Genomic DNA, 18,491 nt, shown 5'->3' with positions numbered 1-18,491 from the left:
ATATGAGTATGTGTTTAGGGGGTTTGGGTTTGGGTTTGGGTTTGGGTTTGGGTTTGGGTTTGGGTTTGGGTTTGGGTTTGGGTTTGGGATTAACATGATCCGTTAGATACAAAAAAGCCTCGAAAATCGAGGCTTAAAAACTTAACGAAGCGAATGTAATCCCACAGGATTAGATAGCTTTGTAGATAACCTTGTTACCTGCAAGTTGCTCTTTCGCTACTAGGTTTTCTTCAAGAAGTTTTTTCAATGCGCCTGTTGCCCATGAAGCTGCTTTCGCGTCTTCTTGACCAGCTGCTAGGCCGATACCTTTAGGGTTAATGCCTTCAGCATTGCTAACAACGATGTCTAGAACTTGTTGTTGCTTAGGAGTCAGTGCTACTGCAACTTCTTTAGTTGCTGCTACTGCTTTCTCTACCGCTGGTTTTGCTGCTACAGTTTTTTCTGCTACAACTTTCTCTGCGACAGGCTTCGCTTTTTTCGGCGTTGCCACTGCTTTAACTACAGCCGCTTTAGTGCGTTTCTGCAGTTTAGCCTGCACCTTACGCTTATGAGCAAGTCTCATTGAATATTTCTCCAGTTCACTGCTCTTTTCGCAGTGGTGAAAATTTGAAGCGCGATTTATACCAAAAAACAGGAGCTATTTGTAGAGTGAAGCGCCGAAAGTCGACGAAAAATACCGATATTGTCTACTAGCGTCTATTATTTAATCATCGACTTATCAATTCAGGGTCATATACACTGGTTATCCATCCAGACAAAAATATGAAAACTTGGTGTTGCCTATGGACACTCGTCACCTTACAAATTTCTCTTTGCCTTCGTTCACACGTTCGTACCGTATTCTGGCCGTTGTTTTAGGCTTCGTTTGCTTGATCGTTGCTCTGTACAGTGACAATCCAAAGTTACTGATCGTGGGTGCATTTTGCATTATTGCCCTACTCGGGACTGGCTATTATTTAATGTTGCGCAGCAGAGTGATGTTCACTCTCACCCCCACTCATTTTCAGCAGCATTTTTATAAAGGTGGGTGGATTTTAAAGTGGAGCAATATTGAAAAGATTGGCCTGTGTACTTACGAACAAGATGGGTGGCATCAACCTCTTCCTTGGGTTGGTATCAAGGTTAAAGATTACTCGCCCTACCTCGATTCAATTTGCCCTAAAATCACCTGCGAGTTATTGCTGAGCCAGCGAGCACTTTTGTATCTGGGCGCCAAGCAAGCGGGTAAAGAGTCAAACTTTGAAGATATGGTTCTCGACTCATCGCATTACCATGCTCGCTGCACTGAGAGCGGTTGTGTGGAACTGAACAGATATAAAGAGTCACAAAATACTGACGAGATTATCTTCAACGATAGCCAAACACAGACTAGCCTAGGTTCATCCCATGAATCGAAATCCCATAAATCGAATGCGCAAAACGCAGTGATTAAAGACTATTCCGGGTTACAGGCGATGCTTGCGAACAGGATGAAATATCAGAGGGGTTTCCACGGTTACGATATTTTCATATCAACTCAAGATTTGAATATGAGTGGAGAGGAGTTTATTGGACTTGCTCGACGCTACTTAGCAGCAGCCGAACGTCTTTCTGATTAAGTGAACACGTTGGAAATTGAAACTTGTGAGCAAAAGAAACTAAACGTTGAGATTAAAACAAACACGCTCGCATACGCGTAAAATTAAAAAAGCTTAGCTTTCATAGGAAAAGCTAAGCTTCATTTTCAATCAATCGCAACACGAATAATCGGTCTGATAATCAAACCCTTAATTAGTAAAGAGGCATTTCATCCGCGACAAACGGGTTTGATGCACGTTCACGACCAAATGTCGATTCAGGGCCATGACCCGGAACGAATGTTACGTCGCTGCCTAGTGGCCAAAGCTTAGTCTTGATTGAAGCAATCAGCGTGTTGAAGTCGCCTTGTGGGAAATCCGTACGACCAATAGCACCGTTAAATAAAACATCACCAACAAACGCCATGCGCGCTTGCTCACTGAACAGTACAACGTGACCTGGCGTATGACCCGGAGTATGAATCACATCAATCACTTGGTTACCAAAAGTAACTTTGTCGCCCTCTTCTAACCATGTGTTTGGTTCAAAAGCTTTGCACAGTGGGAAACCAAACATCTGGCTTTGATTCTCTAAACCTTGAAGCCAAAAGTTGTCTGCCTTATGTGGGCCAACAATGTTCACGTTCAAGATCTCAGCAAGCGGTACAGTGCCACCCACATGGTCTAAGTGACCGTGCGTCAGTACCAAGTTCACCACTTTAACACCTAGCTCTTCAATGATCACAGCCAGCTGTTGAACGTCACCGCCCGGATCGACAACGATGCCTTCCATTGTCTCATCACACCACACAATTGAGCAGTTTTGAGAGAAAGAGGTAACAGGGACAACTTGATACTTGAGAGACATATACAAACCTTAAAGGGCAAACTGAAATTTGGGCAAACTATGACATTGGATGTCTACTTTGACAAGTCCCTACCGTTTCGCTCGCAATCTAAGCTTAGCGCTACCAGCTACGAACTGGGCCAGTATCGATATGGATAAAGTTGCTACGTGCATAATAACCTACACCACCCGCATTCAGGCTTTTGGCTACGTCTCTTAATTCTTTTAGGTTGACGCCATCAATACGGAAATCAATCGCTTTACCCAACATGTGGTAGCTCTTCTTAGCTACGCCACTCGACTTAGAGCGCAATGCCTCATTGGTCGCTGGAGAGCGGTAGCCAGAGATGATCTGAACTTCTTTATGAATACCTAAGACATTTTGAATCTGAGTGATCTGATCAAACAGGTTCTTGTCCATTGGGTGAATTTCATTACGGCGGAAATCACGACATAGTTTGCTGAGGCGTGCCATCTCATCACCAACATAGTTAGTGCCATCGAAATAACAGGTCTCTAATCGTTCACCAGTGTGAAGATTGTTCATACTAATCGTTCTTGGTTGATCAGGGTATGAAGCAAAAGCGATAGAAGGAGTAATTGAGGCGACAACAGCGGTACCACCAGCGTAAGTCAGAAACTGACGGCGTGAAAATAAACTTTGAGACATACAGCAAAAAAACCAATTAGATCGAACGAAAAATGCACGATACATAATGGTAATTGCTGCGTCAACGTACAAAAACCGCCCAAAAGGTTAGTATTTGTAACCTTTTCACGGTTAGTTATTGATCCACATTATAATTTTATCAATAGAAGCTTGGTTGTCATTTTTTGGTCAAGATCACCCTTATTGACTTCACTGATAATTAACCACCCTCTTTATCATATTGATAGATGTCACCACGATACTGAATGCCCTCTTCTTCAAACAATACGGTTTGATAAATGATATGTACGGGGATTCGCTTCTTGAGTCGCACCTTAGTATTCGGAGCAAGATCATCATTCTGGTTCGGTACTTTCCTTACCTTGGTAGCAAACAACAACTCAGCCAGCTCCTCTGCATGTTCAACACGTATGCAGCCGGAGCTATAAGCACGGAAGTCGTCATTAAACAGACCTTTACTTGGCGTATCGTGCAGATAGATCGCTCGCTTGTTAGGTGTGTTGAACTTATACAAACCTAATGCATTGCGCGAGCCTGCCTGCTGGCGCATTCGATATGGGAAAGAATTGAAATTGATGGTCTGCCAATCGATATCTGTGGTGTCGACCGTCTCCATAGTGCGCCAACCATCAATCACTTGGAAGTTGTGTGTATCTAGATAGCTTTCGTCCGCTTTCACCTTAGGCAAAATGTCTTTGACCATGATTTTCCATGGCACATTCCAAGTCGGATTTAGGATGACCGAATCTAGGTTTATCTCTAAAAGCGGTGTTTTTCGCGACTTTCTGCCCACGACGACTTTGGACTCAAAGACCTCTTCGCCATCTTCCCAATACTTCATATCAAAACTAGGGACATTGACGACGATGAGAGAGTCTCTGTCTCTTGGCCACAAACGCACGCGTTCCGCATTCAAAGCCAATGAAGTCAGTCGATCATCAAAGCTCATGTTGATCCATTTGATCGTATCTGGCCCGACGATCCCATCGTCTGTAAGGCCGTGCATGCGCTGAAAAGATTTAATCGCTGTTTGCAGATCTCGATCGAACTCGGGAAAATCGACCGCGATCATCGAGGTATCAACACCAACCAAAGCAATGCGCTCAACAAGAACCGTTTTGTCTGAAAGCTCGTCACCCAAGCGCTTCAAACCTTTCTGTCTATATCGTTCAATATTGAGTTCAGAGGCGGTTTCTAACACCGAATAGGTTGCTTTGAATTGGTCAAAATCCCCTACAGGCGGAGCGTAGGACAGCACCATCTCCAATAAATAATCATCGGAAACACTGCTTTTTAATCTCATCAGAATATGAGGAGAAGGCGCCGGTAATTTGGAATGTAGCTTTCCGGAAAAATACCATTCCTTTCCCATTAGTGGCGCATTTTCAACGTAACTTAAGTAATAGATAAAGGTATCGGTTAAAAGAACGTCCAACTCTTGCCATTGACCGCGGGATTGATACTGACGGATTTGCTTGAGTTGTCGTTCGAAGAGCGGTGCCATTTGCGCTTGTTCGAGAAGCGACAATTGGAATTCAAACGCTTTAACAAGTTCAGGGGAGTCCCATAGAATAGGCAGAGAGGAGTCTTGATAAATACTCTGGGTAAGCTCTGGATAAATCAACATAAAAGAGAGCTCTGAATCAGCCGGAATAAATCGGCTCTCGTCAGAACTCGTATAGCTCCATGCGTGCACAGAAACTAGAACTAATAATCCACAGAAGTATTTTGCGAACATGCTTAACTCCATCACCAACCATCTCATAAGTATGGCAAAGAAATAGAAGTAAGCATGTTATTTTTAAGAGGCTTTATAAATCAGATTGAACTCCAATGGTTATCCCACTGGACCGATGATTGCTGAGTTGATTTCTCATAAGGCTTGCTCTGGCTTACCACACTTCCCGCCCCAGAGCTTAGTCGAAACTCACCATCAAGCAGCACAGCGCCAGAAGCATCAGATAATGCAGACAGTTCTACTAACTCTTTGGTTTCTTTAGACCAAATTCCGTAGCAGTTGCCTCTTGGCGAAGTCGCAATAATCCAATTGTCTGACGCCGCAATACTGGCGATATAGTGATTGAACCTTGCCCATTGCTCTGGCTCTGCGTTCAGTGATTCAAACTGCCCACCTTTAGTATGCATAGCTAATAGCGAAGGATACTCATCTGGTTCACCACGATATTGCTGGCCACAAAGCACGGTTTCAGCACCATCATGGGCTAAGTGTCGAATGCTCAGCTTCTTATCCAACAATTCAACCTGATCAAGTAACACACCTTCAGGAGAAACATAACTCAAGCTCGGCTGCATCGAATCCAAGTTTTTTGGGGTTCTACCATCAGTATGAACGCCACCCACGCCGATCGCGAGATTACCATCCGGCATGATGATCACTTCATGAGGCCCAATACCAAAACCGCTGAACTCTTCGACCTTACGATAGCCTCGCTCGACATCGTAAACGCCAATCACACCTTGGCTGCTGTCCGTTTTCCCTTCAGTGGCATACAGTAACTTGCCATTTAATGAGTAAACGCCATGACCATAAAAGTGACGGTTGTTACCTTTCACGACCATTTTTATCTGCTGACCGTTTTTATAGTCAAACACCATAAAATAGTCACCAGGACGACGAGCAAAAACCACCGCATGTGATGAGGTTGGGCAAATCGCGACGCCATGACCACGATCTGGGATCGGCAGTTGACTCAATGGAATTCCATATTCGTCAGCCACAACCGCTGAATATTGGCCTCGCCCGTTCAGCGCACAACCGATTAATTGAGGCTCACTAGATGAGCTCACAGCACCAGAGCGACTAGCGCAGCCAAACGGAAGCAATGGAACAGCTGCACAACCCAGTGCAGCCTTGAGTAGCGTTCTTCGCGTAGTATCAGTCACCATCGGTAGCATTAAATCCTATTACCACGCCAAGCTCTATCGCCACTTCTTCATGAATGAGGTACTTCAAACGTTCTAGTTTGTTGTATTGAGTCAGCACATCTCGATAGCCCTCTTTACTCTGCAATAACTCAAACAAGCTTGAGTCTGTAGGCCAAGTATCTAGCGTCAATGTGAACTGGTCAGCAACACGGTCAGCAAGGTCGTTTAAGCCCTTCTCTCTCAACAAGCCGTCTAGGCCATTGCCATCGGCAAGGTACAAATTCTGCAGTGCTGCTACATTGGCTTTTTGTTGAGTCATCGAGGTTTGTGCACGCCATGATTCTGAGAAGTAAGGACGCGGATGACCGATTTTCGCCATCGGGCGACTCAGCTTTTTCATGCTGTAATCAAGTTGGTTGGTCAATAGAGCGATGTATTCAGACTCCCAGCGAGTATCGTCTAGCGCTAACCAAGGGTTAACCTGCCATGCCTGCGCAATCGAAGATGACTTAATCGCTAAGTTTTCAGTAATCGCTTGTGATGATTGGCAACCTAGCGCTTTGTCTTGAAGCAGTGGCGATTGCTCGTCATAAAGCGACCATTCCAACGCACCTAGCCCTTGAACGGTCACACTCTGCTGCGCGATTTCGTCTTGAGTCCAAGCTTTGTTCTGCTGAGTTAATTGACGCATCTTAAGACCCGTCGTGTTCTTTTTGTCTGGCCAGAATTGAACATTCCAGCTCTCTTCAAGCGCTGCTGTCGGGCCTCTTTCTTGGCCTTGTAGTGCCATCCAGCTGTTCATGGTGAGTTGCCACTGACTTTTTAAAGCATCCAACTCAACATCATTAGTTTGGCAATAACCCTGCATCAAGACTTCTAGCTCGTTGGCTTGCTTGGCGAATAGGACTGCAGAATCAAACTCTTGTTGATAAACACTGCGGCTGATGTGGTCAGTCGTGTCTGCTTGATAAGACACACCGTTAACCTCAGATGAAGCGGCTTGCTCACCCGATGATTGGCAGCCTGCCATGATTAATACCGACAAAGGCATTAACAAAAATTTATGAGTCATGCTGTTACCTTACTTCCTAGTTTTTCTTTTAATTATATGAGTTCAATAAATATGAAACGACCGCTGACCTCGTATTCCTACAAGTTCAGCGGTGCTAAGTGGTTTGATAGCGACTTTCTTAAGTCATTAGCCGTTAACTAAACTGAATTCAACTCAGCCTATAACGAGTTTAAGAACGCCAATAGCGCTTCACGCTCGCTGCTACTAAGAGCTAAAACGTTTTGTTTCGCCATTTCTGCTTCACCGCCATGCCAAAGCACAGCTTCCATAACGTTTCTTGCTCGGCCATCATGAAGTAAGAACGTGTGACCATTCACTTCTTTGGTATAACCTAATCCCCATAAAGGTGTTGTGCGCCATTCTTGGCCATTCGCAAGATACTCAGGACGGTTATCCGCTAAGCCTTCACCCATATCGTGCAGCAACATATCGGTATATGGGCTAATTAATTGCTTAGACAACGCAGGCAAACCTTCACGCTCTGCCGTGCGGAATTCAGCTTGGTGACAACTTTGACAACCAGCATCTTTAAACAGCTTTTTACCCTGAACAACGACTGGATTGTCGATATTACGACGAATAGGTACCGCTAGATGCTGCGAATAAAACTCAACAAAATCTAGAATGTTGTCGCTGACTTCTGGTTTGCCACCATTTGGAAAATCATCACAAGTTGATTGCGCTGATGTGCAGTTTTCATTCGGGAATAAGCGACTCGTTAAGCCCAAATCACCGTTAAACGCCGCCGCATTTTGCTGCATTAGGTTTGGCTGTCCAGCTTTCCAACCAAAACGGCCTAGAGCCATTTCGTTGGTTTGAACATCGAGAACATAGTTAGCTTTACCTGAAACACCTTGCTTGTCCGCTAATTGCTGCTCAGCAAATCCAAGAATCGTTTCTTTTGAAATGCTCTCCAGCAGACCAAGGCCAATCATTGGCGGTGCAACGCGCGCAGAAAACTCTGTTTTAGGGTGCATCTCGCCAAAAGCAAGATCAGTAATCTTTAGCGTTGGTTTACGCAGAGTCACGACGGTGCCGTCTTTGAATTCAACAGGAACATCGGTGTAACTGATGTTCACTTTACCCTCTGGTTTAACACCTTGAAGCGCGAAATCTTGTAGCTGTCCACCGTAAGTCGGTTCTGGAATGCCACCATCGCGTATAAAGGCTTGTCTCTGCTCAGGTGTTTCAGCAGGAATACTCAAGCGAACCAACATGGATACCGCGTTTTCATCACCTTTTTCTGGCGCGTGGCCACGACCATCTTTGATGTGACAGTTTTGACAACCGTTGGTGTTAAACAATGGGCCCAATCCATCACGTGCATCGGTTGATGATGGTGCAGGAACCCAAGGGTTTCTAAAGAAGCTGTTACCTACGCTGAAATCCAAACGTTTACTCATTGGTAAATTGGCGGCAGGAAGAGAAAAAGCATTCGCTCCCTCTTTCTTCACGGTAGTTTTGCCACCAGAGTAGGTTTCATGAGCGTGTAATGGAGATAAGAAAAACAGTGCGGTTAATAGTGAGGCTGAGAGATACGACTTCATACATTGCCTTGCTGTGTTTTTGATTTTAGTTTTTATTTGGGAGTAACTTTCTTGAGTAGCAAACAATTAAGGGCTCAATGAGAGCCCTTACAATAGTTTTGGACTCGGGTTCTTAGAACTCGTGATCAGCCGTGTCTGGGTTTAGGCTATCAATGCCAATAACACCTGCAGCACGCTCGATTGCAGCTGTTTGAGACACTAGCGCAACAATTGTTTTGTTTACTAGTGCATTACCTGCAGCGTTGTCAGCAGCAATTAGCTGATCGAAGTGCTGGTTGTTTTTCTCCGCAGAAACAACAAGCTGACCAACTTGTGCACGTGCTAGGTCAAACTGCTTTTGAATCTCTTTCGCAGCTTGCTCGTCTTTTTGCTCAACTAGGTCAAACAGGCTAGGGCCTGAAAGTAGAGAACCATCTTCACGCTTGTACAAGCCAGTGTATACGTTGTAGATACCTTGCTCGTTGTAGTAGTGAGAGTTGTGCGTGTTATCAGAGAAACAGTCGTGCTCATCTTCAGTAGAGTTAGCTTCTAAAGCCACTTTCATACGCTCACCCGCCAATTCACCTAGAGACAGTGAACCCATGCCGAACAGCATTTTACGTAGGCCGTTATCGCTAGATTCAGAAAGAAGCTCTTGGCGGTAGTTGCCTTTCTCGCCTTCAGCCCACTGTTTTTCCATCCACTCTAGATCTTGGATAAGTAGTTCAGCTGATGCTTTTAGGTATGCGCCACGACGGTCACAGTTGCCGTTAGTACACTCAGCACCAACAACGAAATCAGTGTAAGCACGCTCACCTGCACCGCTGCTTGTGCCGTTTAAATCTTGGCCCCAAAGTAGGAATTCAATCGCATGATAACCAGATGCTACGTTTGCTTCAGAGCCACCGATCTCGTTGAGATCTGCAATTAGTTCTGGAGTAATGTTGGTTGCGTCTACCGTTGTCTGACCAATTTGGAACGTTTTGTTCGCAACGATGTTTGCGCTTGCGCCTTCGTTACCAAGCTCATATTGGTAATCAGAAGAAACGTAATCGATAAGGCCTTCATCTAGTGGCCATGCGTTTAATTGGCCTTCCCAATCATCAACAACAACGTTACCAAAGCGGAATACTTCAGACTGTTGGTAAGGTACGCGAGACTCAAGCCAAGCTTGTTTTACTTGTTCGAAGTTGCCAGCAGAAGGAGAAGCTAAGAAGGTATCAATAGAAGAGTTCAACGCTTTTGCTGTAATTACTGAATCTGCAAACACGGCATGAGCAATATCTGCGTAATGTTCTACAACTTGATCTTGAGTTACTGCTGCGAAAGAAGAAGCAGAGGCAAAAAGGAGTGACGAAGTTACGGCTTTTGTCACTAAAGATTTAATAGTCATGAAGCGTCCTTGTTGAGCTTTAAATTATTATTCGTAGTAATAGTGCAAACCATTATCATTTGCACTACGGATTGGAATAATACAAACTTACAATTTTATTGCAAGATAAATACAAAAAAACCTCACATTTGTGAGGTCTTTAAACATTTTTATGTTAAGCGCAACAAAGAGGCTAATCAGATATCCAGATTATGCTTACCGTGTGAGACTTTTGCCTTCAGGTAGCTTTCATTACCCGACTTAACATGAGCAGAGGTGTTCACCACTTCTTCAATCTCAATACCAAAAGATTTCAGCTCATTAATTTTCTTGGGGTTGTTAGTGACTAGGCGAATTTTTGTGGTTCCTAAAGCACGAAGCATTTCTGCCGCTTCAGTAAAATCACGCAAATCATCACCGAAACCTAGATGGTTATTGGCTTCATAAGTGTTCATACCTTCACTTTGCAGGCGGTATGCATCGATTTTATTGTATAAACCAATACCACGACCTTCTTGGCGTAAGTAAAGAATCACTCCACCCGTCTCACCCATAATTCTAATGGTTTCGTCTAGCTGCTCGCCACAGTCACAGCGAGAGGAATGGAAAACATCACCAGTCAGGCACTCAGAGTGCATACGAACAAGAGGTATGTCTTGTGTCTTGTCTGCTGATTTAAATATCACAGCAACATGCTCTTTATCTGTTTTCAATCCATGAAAAGACAGAAGTTCAGCATCAATACTGCTTGTTACCCCTACTTTGAAATCTATTCTGGCACGCACTTCCGCCATAGCTATACTCACTTGAAAATTCGATGTATTTAACAACACTACATTATATGTCTAGGCAATATTTTGTAGCTAACTATCTAATGATAGACACTATGAGGCTGTTAACAATTTTTTTCAAGGTCGACCATGCACTAATTGTTATATTATAACAATAATTTTTCAGGTAACAAAAAACCCCACATTGGAATGACCAACATGGGGTTATAAATTAATCAGTTGCGGCTAAGACTACGATTTTTTACAGAACGATCAACTTACTTGAGTTTGCTTCCAGATGACAAGCTGAACCCAAGCGTTCTCTAATTCGGTTAACTCTTCTTGAGTAAGCGTAGAAATGCTCGACTTTGCACTGTATTTTTCTGCCCATTTGTCAGATCGGACATGAGTATGGAACTCTTTCTTTAAATTTGAGATTACGTTATCCACAGATACATCCTTATATAACAGTGCTTAGCCTTTATAATCCTTTAATGTTACAAAATACAGGTCAATTGGTAAACAGTAATACATAATTTTTATGAGCTCTTTCTAACACTTTTTACTGATAGATATATAAATAAGAGGAATAATACGCTCGGAAGTAGCCAAAGTAATAAGTTTGAAACACTCATTGCTGGTTTATAGAGCACAAATTCACCGAACCTTTCCGTCATATATTGAGTAATTTCATTATTACTCTTCCCTGCTTTCACCATATTGAATACAACGAGGCGTAAGTCTTTTGCAATTGGAGAGTTCGACTCAATCAGGTTTTGATTCTGGCATTGCGGGCAACGTAGGGTTTTTGCCAATGTAATAGCGCGCTGCTGCTGTTCTGGGTTTTCAAACTCAAACAGTTCAACTTGAATACTCGTGTCCTTATTACTGGCTGTAAACAGATCTTCTGCCAAAGTCGGAAAACTAATAACCATAAGCGTAGACAGCATAACGAGTGCTTGTATTAAAGGCTTCATCATCCATTCGCACCATCAAAATACATCGCAAGTTCTTTGCGCCAAACCGATTCATTAATCACGCCTAGTAACTTCTTAACTATTTGGCCTTCAGCATCGACTAAATACGTCTCAGGAGTACCGATTACACCGAGTTCTAACGCCAACTTCCCTTGAGGATCGCTGATCACAGTTGAGTACGGGTTGCCGTCGTTGGACAATACATTAAGCGCAGCACCGGGGTTATCTCGATAATTTAGACCAACAATTGGAATACCTTCCTTTTGTAGTTCGAGTAAAAAAGCGTGCTCGGTTTTACATATTCCGCACCATGAAGCCCATACATTGACCAGTTGGTAAGGATGTTGAGTGACATCAGCCAACGTAATTTCCTGTTTACTACTGATGCCTTCACTATTCGCTAACGCAGTAGATATGAATTCTGGAAATGCCCTTTTTTGCTCCGACACAATCGTCGATTGCTGTTTATTATTGAGCGCAAAGGCAAAACCCAACACCACCATTAATGCCAAGATAATTAACGTGATGAGCTTGTTACGAACGCTGGTATGCATACTGTGACGCCTTAACGGTTTTCTTTTTACGATGAGTCAATGAGAGTAAAGCGCCAAGAATGGAAAACAACCCACCAAACCAGATCCAGCGTGCATACGCCTTGTACTGCACTCGAAATGCATAAGCGGTGGAATCTACTTTCTCGCCCATGGTGATATAAACATCGCCATGCCAGAACCACTTCATTGCAGGCTCACTCATATTCATGACTCGAACTTGGTAGTGTCTTCTTTCTGGCGCGATGGTAAAGCTTTTATCACCGGCATCTAGGTTGAGTATCGCCTTCTCTGCGGTAAAATTTGAGGCGACATAAAGCTCAGTATCACGATGAGAAAGCGTCCAATCCATGAACTCTACTTGTGTGCCAGGGCTTAGTTTATAGCTGCGCTCAAACGAGTGATAGCTATTCATTGCAGCGCCTACGGCGAGCACCGCAACCCCGACATGAGCAAAGGTCATCACCCAGACTTTGCGTTGGAACTTGGAACTTCGCGTCACCACTAAGCCATAAACATGAGTGAGTAAAACCCAAAATGCGAGTGACCATGTCATCAGAGCCATCACTTGTGCTTGCGCCTGTTCTACTTGCCAAGAATAACAAGCATAACCAAGTACCGATGACGCCACAGCTAGCGATGAAATAACACCTTTAGTCGCTTGAGGTTTAATACTCAGCAAAGGGGCTAAGCCGACGACGGCCAACGCAAGCAAAGCCAAAGGTGCAATCAATAGATTAAAGTAAGGCGCACCTACCGATATGTTACCCAACCCAAGCAGTTCAAAGACCATTGGATAAAACGTACCAAACACCACAACAGCGGTCGCCAGGACAAAAATGAGCACCGCGACTAGGCTTAAAAAGCTCTTACTGGCGAAGCTAGTAATCGGGTTAGATTCAAAAGACTCTCCTCTGATGATAAGCAGAGAAAATGAGCTCACCAGTACCAATACTAATATAAGTAGCAGTGCGATACCTTTGGTTGGGTCAACGGCAAAAGCATGCACCGACGTTAATACGCCAGAACGAACAATAAAGGTGCCTAAGATACTCAAACAAAACGTAATGAAAGCAAGGCTGAGAGACCATTTCAAGAGCTGTTGTTTGCCCTTGGCAACGCCTAAGCTGTGCAGTAAAGCCGTTGAAGTAAGCCACGGCAACAAGCTTGCATTTTCAACAGGATCCCAGAACCACCAGCCGCCCCAGCCTAATTCGTAATACGCCCACCAAGAGCCAAGAATGATCCCTGCAGTTAAAAAGATCCAAGCGACTAGACACCAACTGCGACAATGAGCAACCCAATCAAATTCAATTGGATCAACCAGCAAAGCGGCAACTGCAAATGCCAGCACCACAGAAAAGCCGACATAGCCAAGGTAAAGTAATGGCGGGTGAAAGATCAGACCGACATCTTGCAACATTGGATTAAGGTCACGCCCTTCTAGCGGCAAGATCGAGTTCATTTCAAACGGATTTGATGCGAATAACGTGAACCAAGCAAATATCGCGAGCAGTAGGTTCATCACCCACAGCACTCGGCTTTGGTATTCATTCGAATAGTGTTTTTGTAAGGCGATCACGCCAGACCAGACGCTGATCGTCAGCACCCAAAATAACAAGGAACCTTCATGGCCTGCCCATACGGCTGCGAGCTTAAAAAATGAGGGTAATTGAGTATTTGAATGTTCAGCGACATAGAGGATAGAGAAGTCATCACTGACAAAAGCGTAGCCAAGCAATGCGACAGAAGTGAGAGAAAACAGCGCACTTGAAAGAGAGAAACTGCGGATTAAACCTATATTTTGCGTCCGTTTGTTTAGCATTTGATAAAACGAATGCACACCAATAATGCTACTGAGTACAGCAACCAACACTAAACTAAACAGCCCCAAAGAACCGACCATATCACCTCAATAAGGCTCCGCTTGAGCAGAGCCAAGTTAAACAATTGTTCGCTTATACTGTTCCAATAAACAGAAACCAAGTAAGCAGATGCCCAGTATCCAACATCTACTTACTCATTAACTTGAGCAAAATTAAGCTATCGTTAACTGCCCTGCATAAAGAACAAAAGTTCGCAGCATCAATACGCCCATTAGGCTTAGCGAAGTCACGGAGAAAATATACACCGAGCTATGGCGGATTGAGGTTGGTGTAACGGCATTCAGCAGCAACGGTAAAACCATACCGACACCGATGACACCATACCAGAACCAACTTGCCCAGAAGCCACTGCCAATTGCGTTCCATACTGCTTGTTCACTTTGACCACCAGCGAAGATAAGCCCAGTAAAGAAAGTAATAAGAACAAACAATTCAAACATCACTACCGGGCGTTCAAATCCGTGGATCCATGAAATAGTCGGGCTATGAGGTGATTCTTTAAAGACCAGCACACCAAATAAAATACACGCCGCCGCTCCCGAAGATAAGCTCGAGAATAAGAACAAAATCGGCAGCACTGGGTTATTCAATAGTGGGAAGGTATTTAAAGCTGAAAGCAAGAATCCGGTATAAGCGGCAAGCATCAGAGCAAGAACAGCTAAGAATATTTCCAGAGCATTCTCAAACACTTCTAATTTGCCAATCCAATTACCGACAAAATCAAGTCGCCCTTTTAACCATGCTTGATCATTCAAGAACACGACTATTTGATCCCTAAATATAATGCCGATCCAAAGGAATAAGATCACCATATATACTTGGAATAAGATCACCCCCATCGACATCACAGACGTTGGATTATAGAAGATCATGATCTTCCAAAAGGATAACGGTTTTGTCAGGTGGAAAACCAAGATAAGCAGACCTGAAATGATCCCAAATGGCGCAAGAAAAGCCGTGGCCTTTAACACACCATTATGAGCAGGGTCGCCTTCAATGACCTTACGTTTTAGATAAATGGAGATCATTACGGCACCGGCCGACATCCCCGCGAGAAATAGATAGATTGCTATAATCCAGTCCCATACCACCGTACCAGACTGAAAAGCTGCGTCCCATGCACTCATAATCAAATCTCCCCTTTTTGGTGTGGCACTTTATAGAGCTTTGGTTGAGTACCTAGATAAGCTTTATCTCTGTAAACCACCTCAGATTGAAGCACCTGGTTTATCTCACTCTTAGGGTCATTTAGATCGCCAAAGACCAGCGCATTGGTCGGGCAAGATTCGACACAAGCAGGCAACTTCCCTTGTGCTAGATTGGTATCACGACAGAAGTTACATTTATCTGCGGACTTGTTCTCTGGATGGAAAAAGCGCACTTGATATGGGCAAGCCAATAGACAATAACCACAACCGACACACTTCTCTTGATGAACGTCGACAATGCCGGTTTTTTCATCTTTGTAGGCCGCGCCTGTTGGGCAAACCATCACACAAGGTGCGTTATCACAATGTTGGCAAGAGTTACGAGTAAAACGGTAATCAACATTGGGATATTCGCCTTGGGGCTCACTCTTAATAATTTCTAAGCGCGATACACCTTCAGGTACTTTGTTTACTTCACGACATGCTTCAGTACAGGCGGTACAACCAATACAAGCGGTTTCGTCATGAATCATTCCATAACGTTTAGTGCCATCTTCTTGAACATTGGCTAGCGTCTTGCGACTTGTTACTGCCGCAGTTCCCGCTACACCTGTGGTAAAAATAACGGCACCAGCGCCTGCTAAAAAGTTTCTTCTTGAGCAGCTCATAGATTACTCCTCTTCTTTCTTCTGGTTGAAGTCTGAATGGCAATCCACACACAGCTTGATGGTTTGCTTCTTATCTAAGCCCAACACCTTTGCTTCAGTCGCATGAACATCATGGCAGTTTGAACACGTTAAGTTTTGCGCGTGAACATCGTGAGTCCAACTCGCTTCACGCAGATCATCAGGCTTGTGACAATCGATACATTGGCTATTGGCATCTAAAATTAAGCGAGGGTCTAGGAAAACCTTTTCAGTTCCCGGTTGTGATTGAGCCTCGCGATACTTCACCACTTCAGGCGCACCTTCACGGTGATCGGGGCTAATAGAACTATGACAGTCGGTACAATTTACTTCGCGGCCAAGCAAAGCGTGTGCACTTTCACCATGTGAACCCAATACCGTTTCTTTTGAATCTTTATGGCATTGAACACACTTGTAGTCTTTGTCGCGGATTAATTCTACTTCATGTCTTGTTGATTCTCCTACTGGCGTAACAGCAGGCTCAGCAACAGCATGAATGGAATAACCATAGAGGCAGAATGCTAGAAGGGATTTAAGCATTATGACTATGGCCAATTTAATATTGCCCATTTTATCCTTTCCTTATACCGGCATTATTTAACTCTCAACTAAATAATATTCCGGTTAAACAAAAGTACCCTTAAACGATATTATTACCGCTTAAATGATATCAATTCTTATTTTGGATAAGCCACAACGCTTTCTACAGTTAGAATATACCTCTAATTAGGTAATACGAAATTTAGATGGGTTAATCTGTGAACGCAATCACCCTATTTATACCATGGTCAATTTAGGTAATTGATTGTTATATATGATAATAATTCTCAATTAAATTTTAATAACACTGCCCACCAATACCCCTTTAGGGGTATATAAACTTCAACGTGATTGAAGTCACTACCATTAATTGATCTAAGACAAGCTATATCCAACACGTAACAAAATGTGTTTGTTTATGAATTAATATAAACAGGAATTCTCCAGTTCTTAATTTGAATAGCAAACTCACAACGCTTGGTATAAGAATCAGTATATTGGAGATATCACTGTGAAAAAGCATTGGATACGTAATTCGGTCACAGCACTATTAATGGTTAGCGCATCACTAGCAAGCGCGACCAGTTTTGCTGCGTCTGAACAAAAAGAAATTGGCGATCCTCGTAACGACCAGTTCGAGCAAAACCACCCAGATCAATATCATTCATGGAGACAGACTTCAGAAAGCGAAGTTATTGAAGACGCACTAAAAGAAGATCCCAACATGGTTATCATGTGGGCTGGCTACGGCTTCGCAAAAGATTACAACAAGGCACGTGGTCACTTTTATGCGATTGACGATGTACGACAAACGCTTCGTACTGGCGGCCCAACAGACGAAAGCTCAGGCCCAATGCCAATGGCATGTTGGAGCTGTAAGAGCCCAGACGTAGCACGTGTTATTGAAGAACGTGGCGAAGATGGTTACTTCGAAGGTAAATGGGCGCGTCTTGGCAACGAGATCATTAACCCTATTGGCTGTTCAGACTGTCACGATACCAAAAGCGAAGGCTTTAAAAATGGTGAACCAGCACTTAAGGTGACTCGTCCTTACGTTGAACGTGCATTTGAAACGATTGGTAAAAAGTTTGATGAACAAAGCCGCTTAGACCAACAAGCTTCTGTTTGTGCTCAGTGCCACGTGGAATACTACTTCACAGGGCCAACCAAAGGTGTGAAATTCCCTTGGGACCAAGGTACAACCGTTGGCGACATGGAACGTTACTATGATGCAATCAACTTTAAAGATTGGACGCATAAAGTATCGAAAGCACCCATGCTGAAAGCACAGCACCCAGGTTTCGAAACATGGCGCGAAGGCATCCACGGTAAGAACAAAGTCGTTTGTGCTGACTGTCATATGCCGAAAGTGACCAAAGAAGATGGCACCGTTTATACCGACCATAAAGTGGGTAACCCATTCGACCGCTTCGAAGATACGTGTGCAAACTGTCACACTCAATCGAAAGAAACCATGCGTAACATCGTATCAAGCCGTAAAGCGCAAGTACTAAACATGAAGCTGACAGCAGAGAAACAAATCGTTGCTGCTCACTTTGAAGCAGGCGCAGCATGGGAAGCGGGTGCGACAGAGCAAGAGATGGAGCCGATCCTACTGGATATCCGTCACGCTCAATGGCGTTGGGACTACGCGATTGCGTCTCACGGCATTCATATGCATGCACCTGAAATCGCTCTAGAAGTGCTAGGTACTGCCGTTGACCGCGCAGCGGATGCTCGAACTAAGATTGTTCGTCTACTGGCGAAGAAAGGCATCACCGATCCAATCGAAATTCCAGATATCTCGACAAAAGAAGCGGCTCAAAAAGCGCTTGGAATGGACATGGATAAGATGAACGCTGAGAAACAACACTTCTTAGACACGGTTGTTCCTAAATGGGAAGAGCAAGCTGAAAAGCGTGAAGCCAACTACGAATACTAGTTTCTTCAATTAGACCATTAAGTAAAAACCAGTCACACTATTGTTGTGTGGCTGGTTTTTTA

18 protein-coding genes are annotated in these 18,491 nt (G+C 43.9%); 2 read left to right on the top strand and 16 right to left on the bottom strand.

What is annotated here, in order from left to right:
- Nucleotides 1–169 precede the first annotated feature (169 nt).
- Entirely contained in the window at nucleotides 170–562 is a 393-nt protein-coding gene (locus AC3CHU_RS06235) for a hypothetical protein (RefSeq protein WP_004733388.1), read from the bottom strand.
- Nucleotides 563–782: 220 nt separating this feature from the next.
- Here AC3CHU_RS06235 and AC3CHU_RS06230 point away from each other — a divergent pair, with 220 nt between their 5' ends.
- On the top strand, nucleotides 783–1,598 hold the full coding sequence (locus tag AC3CHU_RS06230; protein WP_488525248.1) for a DUF2982 domain-containing protein: 816 nt from the start codon (nucleotides 783–785) through the stop codon (nucleotides 1,596–1,598).
- 172 nt (nucleotides 1,599–1,770) lie between these two features.
- Here AC3CHU_RS06230 and AC3CHU_RS06225 read toward each other — a convergent pair whose 3' ends face one another.
- The 15 genes from AC3CHU_RS06225 to nrfB all read right to left on the bottom strand — a co-directional run bounded on the left by AC3CHU_RS06225 (nucleotide 1,771) and on the right by nrfB (nucleotide 16,517).
- Nucleotides 1,771–2,424 (bottom strand): MBL fold metallo-hydrolase, encoded by a 654-nt coding sequence (locus AC3CHU_RS06225; RefSeq protein WP_473575704.1) that lies wholly within the window; start codon nucleotides 2,422–2,424, stop codon nucleotides 1,771–1,773.
- 100 nt (nucleotides 2,425–2,524) lie between these two features.
- Entirely contained in the window at nucleotides 2,525–3,073 is a 549-nt protein-coding gene (gene mepK, locus AC3CHU_RS06220) for a peptidoglycan L,D-endopeptidase MepK (protein WP_065204824.1), read from the bottom strand.
- 199 nt (nucleotides 3,074–3,272) lie between these two features.
- Nucleotides 3,273–4,811, bottom strand: coding sequence for a L,D-transpeptidase family protein (locus tag AC3CHU_RS06215; RefSeq protein WP_474356354.1), 1,539 nt, complete (start codon nucleotides 4,809–4,811; stop codon nucleotides 3,273–3,275).
- A gap of 80 nt (nucleotides 4,812–4,891) precedes the next feature.
- On the bottom strand, nucleotides 4,892–5,980 hold the full coding sequence (locus tag AC3CHU_RS06210) for a DUF1513 domain-containing protein (protein ID WP_474356353.1): 1,089 nt from the start codon (nucleotides 5,978–5,980) through the stop codon (nucleotides 4,892–4,894).
- On the bottom strand, nucleotides 5,970–7,031 hold the full coding sequence (locus AC3CHU_RS06205) for an imelysin family protein (protein ID WP_488525247.1): 1,062 nt from the start codon (nucleotides 7,029–7,031) through the stop codon (nucleotides 5,970–5,972). Before AC3CHU_RS06205 ends, AC3CHU_RS06210 begins: the two co-directional genes overlap by 11 nt.
- 158 nt (nucleotides 7,032–7,189) lie before the next feature.
- Nucleotides 7,190–8,578 (bottom strand): di-heme oxidoreductase family protein, encoded by a 1,389-nt coding sequence (locus AC3CHU_RS06200; protein WP_488525246.1) that lies wholly within the window; start codon nucleotides 8,576–8,578, stop codon nucleotides 7,190–7,192.
- 112 nt (nucleotides 8,579–8,690) lie between these two features.
- On the bottom strand, nucleotides 8,691–9,950 hold the full coding sequence (locus AC3CHU_RS06195; protein WP_488525245.1) for an imelysin family protein: 1,260 nt from the start codon (nucleotides 9,948–9,950) through the stop codon (nucleotides 8,691–8,693).
- A gap of 176 nt (nucleotides 9,951–10,126) precedes the next feature.
- Entirely contained in the window at nucleotides 10,127–10,723 is a 597-nt protein-coding gene (locus tag AC3CHU_RS06190; protein WP_004733379.1) for a GTP cyclohydrolase II, read from the bottom strand.
- Nucleotides 10,724–10,972: 249 nt separating this feature from the next.
- On the bottom strand, nucleotides 10,973–11,149 hold the full coding sequence (locus tag AC3CHU_RS06185; RefSeq protein ID WP_017063565.1) for a hypothetical protein: 177 nt from the start codon (nucleotides 11,147–11,149) through the stop codon (nucleotides 10,973–10,975).
- Nucleotides 11,150–11,238: 89 nt separating this feature from the next.
- Complete coding sequence (gene nrfF / locus AC3CHU_RS06180) at nucleotides 11,239–11,679, bottom strand: heme lyase NrfEFG subunit NrfF (RefSeq protein ID WP_054547360.1); 441 nt, start codon at nucleotides 11,677–11,679, stop codon at nucleotides 11,239–11,241.
- Nucleotides 11,676–12,230, bottom strand: coding sequence for a DsbE family thiol:disulfide interchange protein (locus tag AC3CHU_RS06175; protein ID WP_171330945.1), 555 nt, complete (start codon nucleotides 12,228–12,230; stop codon nucleotides 11,676–11,678). The genes nrfF and AC3CHU_RS06175 overlap by 4 nt, the downstream gene beginning before the upstream one ends.
- Complete coding sequence (locus AC3CHU_RS06170; RefSeq protein WP_488525244.1) at nucleotides 12,211–14,133, bottom strand: heme lyase CcmF/NrfE family subunit; 1,923 nt, start codon at nucleotides 14,131–14,133, stop codon at nucleotides 12,211–12,213. Before AC3CHU_RS06170 ends, AC3CHU_RS06175 begins: the two co-directional genes overlap by 20 nt.
- 132 nt (nucleotides 14,134–14,265) lie before the next feature.
- Nucleotides 14,266–15,240, bottom strand: a complete 975-nt coding sequence (gene nrfD, locus AC3CHU_RS06165) for a cytochrome c nitrite reductase subunit NrfD (RefSeq protein WP_029222016.1) — start codon at nucleotides 15,238–15,240, stop codon at nucleotides 14,266–14,268.
- A gap of 2 nt (nucleotides 15,241–15,242) precedes the next feature.
- Nucleotides 15,243–15,929 (bottom strand): cytochrome c nitrite reductase Fe-S protein, encoded by a 687-nt coding sequence (nrfC, locus tag AC3CHU_RS06160; RefSeq protein ID WP_016797526.1) that lies wholly within the window; start codon nucleotides 15,927–15,929, stop codon nucleotides 15,243–15,245.
- A 3-nt stretch (nucleotides 15,930–15,932) separates the two neighbouring features.
- Nucleotides 15,933–16,517: a cytochrome c nitrite reductase pentaheme subunit gene (gene nrfB, locus AC3CHU_RS06155; RefSeq protein WP_372244023.1), complete on the bottom strand. Its 585-nt coding sequence runs from the start codon at nucleotides 16,515–16,517 to the stop codon at nucleotides 15,933–15,935.
- Nucleotides 16,518–16,998: 481 nt separating this feature from the next.
- Between nrfB and nrfA the strand changes: the two genes are divergently transcribed.
- On the top strand, nucleotides 16,999–18,429 hold the full coding sequence (gene nrfA / locus AC3CHU_RS06150) for an ammonia-forming nitrite reductase cytochrome c552 subunit (RefSeq protein ID WP_017091593.1): 1,431 nt from the start codon (nucleotides 16,999–17,001) through the stop codon (nucleotides 18,427–18,429).
- The last annotated feature ends 62 nt before the right edge of the window (nucleotides 18,430–18,491 follow it).

Source organism: Vibrio sp. QJM3NY_39, from assembly GCF_057785895.1.
Note: the sequence above shows the minus strand (reverse complement) of the source record. Positions and strands in the feature narration are given on the sequence as shown.

Excerpts from the sequence above, each read along its gene's own strand:
- AC3CHU_RS06235 (WP_004733388.1), bottom strand. The coding sequence starts at position 562 with ATGAGACTTGCTCATAAGCGTAAGGTGCAGGCTAAACTGCAGAAACGC.
- AC3CHU_RS06230 (WP_488525248.1), top strand. The coding sequence starts at position 783 with ATGGACACTCGTCACCTTACAAATTTCTCTTTGCCTTCGTTCACACGT.
- AC3CHU_RS06225 (WP_473575704.1), bottom strand. The coding sequence starts at position 2,424 with ATGTCTCTCAAGTATCAAGTTGTCCCTGTTACCTCTTTCTCTCAAAAC.
- mepK (WP_065204824.1), bottom strand. The coding sequence starts at position 3,073 with ATGTCTCAAAGTTTATTTTCACGCCGTCAGTTTCTGACTTACGCTGGT.
- AC3CHU_RS06215 (WP_474356354.1), bottom strand. The coding sequence starts at position 4,811 with ATGTTCGCAAAATACTTCTGTGGATTATTAGTTCTAGTTTCTGTGCAC.
- AC3CHU_RS06210 (WP_474356353.1), bottom strand. The coding sequence starts at position 5,980 with ATGGTGACTGATACTACGCGAAGAACGCTACTCAAGGCTGCACTGGGT.
- AC3CHU_RS06205 (WP_488525247.1), bottom strand. The coding sequence starts at position 7,031 with ATGACTCATAAATTTTTGTTAATGCCTTTGTCGGTATTAATCATGGCA.
- AC3CHU_RS06200 (WP_488525246.1), bottom strand. The coding sequence starts at position 8,578 with ATGAAGTCGTATCTCTCAGCCTCACTATTAACCGCACTGTTTTTCTTA.
- AC3CHU_RS06195 (WP_488525245.1), bottom strand. The coding sequence starts at position 9,950 with ATGACTATTAAATCTTTAGTGACAAAAGCCGTAACTTCGTCACTCCTT.
- AC3CHU_RS06190 (WP_004733379.1), bottom strand. The coding sequence starts at position 10,723 with ATGGCGGAAGTGCGTGCCAGAATAGATTTCAAAGTAGGGGTAACAAGC.
- nrfF (WP_054547360.1), bottom strand. The coding sequence starts at position 11,679 with ATGATGAAGCCTTTAATACAAGCACTCGTTATGCTGTCTACGCTTATG.
- AC3CHU_RS06175 (WP_171330945.1), bottom strand. The coding sequence starts at position 12,230 with ATGCATACCAGCGTTCGTAACAAGCTCATCACGTTAATTATCTTGGCA.
- AC3CHU_RS06170 (WP_488525244.1), bottom strand. The coding sequence starts at position 14,133 with ATGGTCGGTTCTTTGGGGCTGTTTAGTTTAGTGTTGGTTGCTGTACTC.
- nrfD (WP_029222016.1), bottom strand. The coding sequence starts at position 15,240 with ATGAGTGCATGGGACGCAGCTTTTCAGTCTGGTACGGTGGTATGGGAC.
- nrfC (WP_016797526.1), bottom strand. The coding sequence starts at position 15,929 with ATGAGCTGCTCAAGAAGAAACTTTTTAGCAGGCGCTGGTGCCGTTATT.
- nrfB (WP_372244023.1), bottom strand. The coding sequence starts at position 16,517 with ATGGGCAATATTAAATTGGCCATAGTCATAATGCTTAAATCCCTTCTA.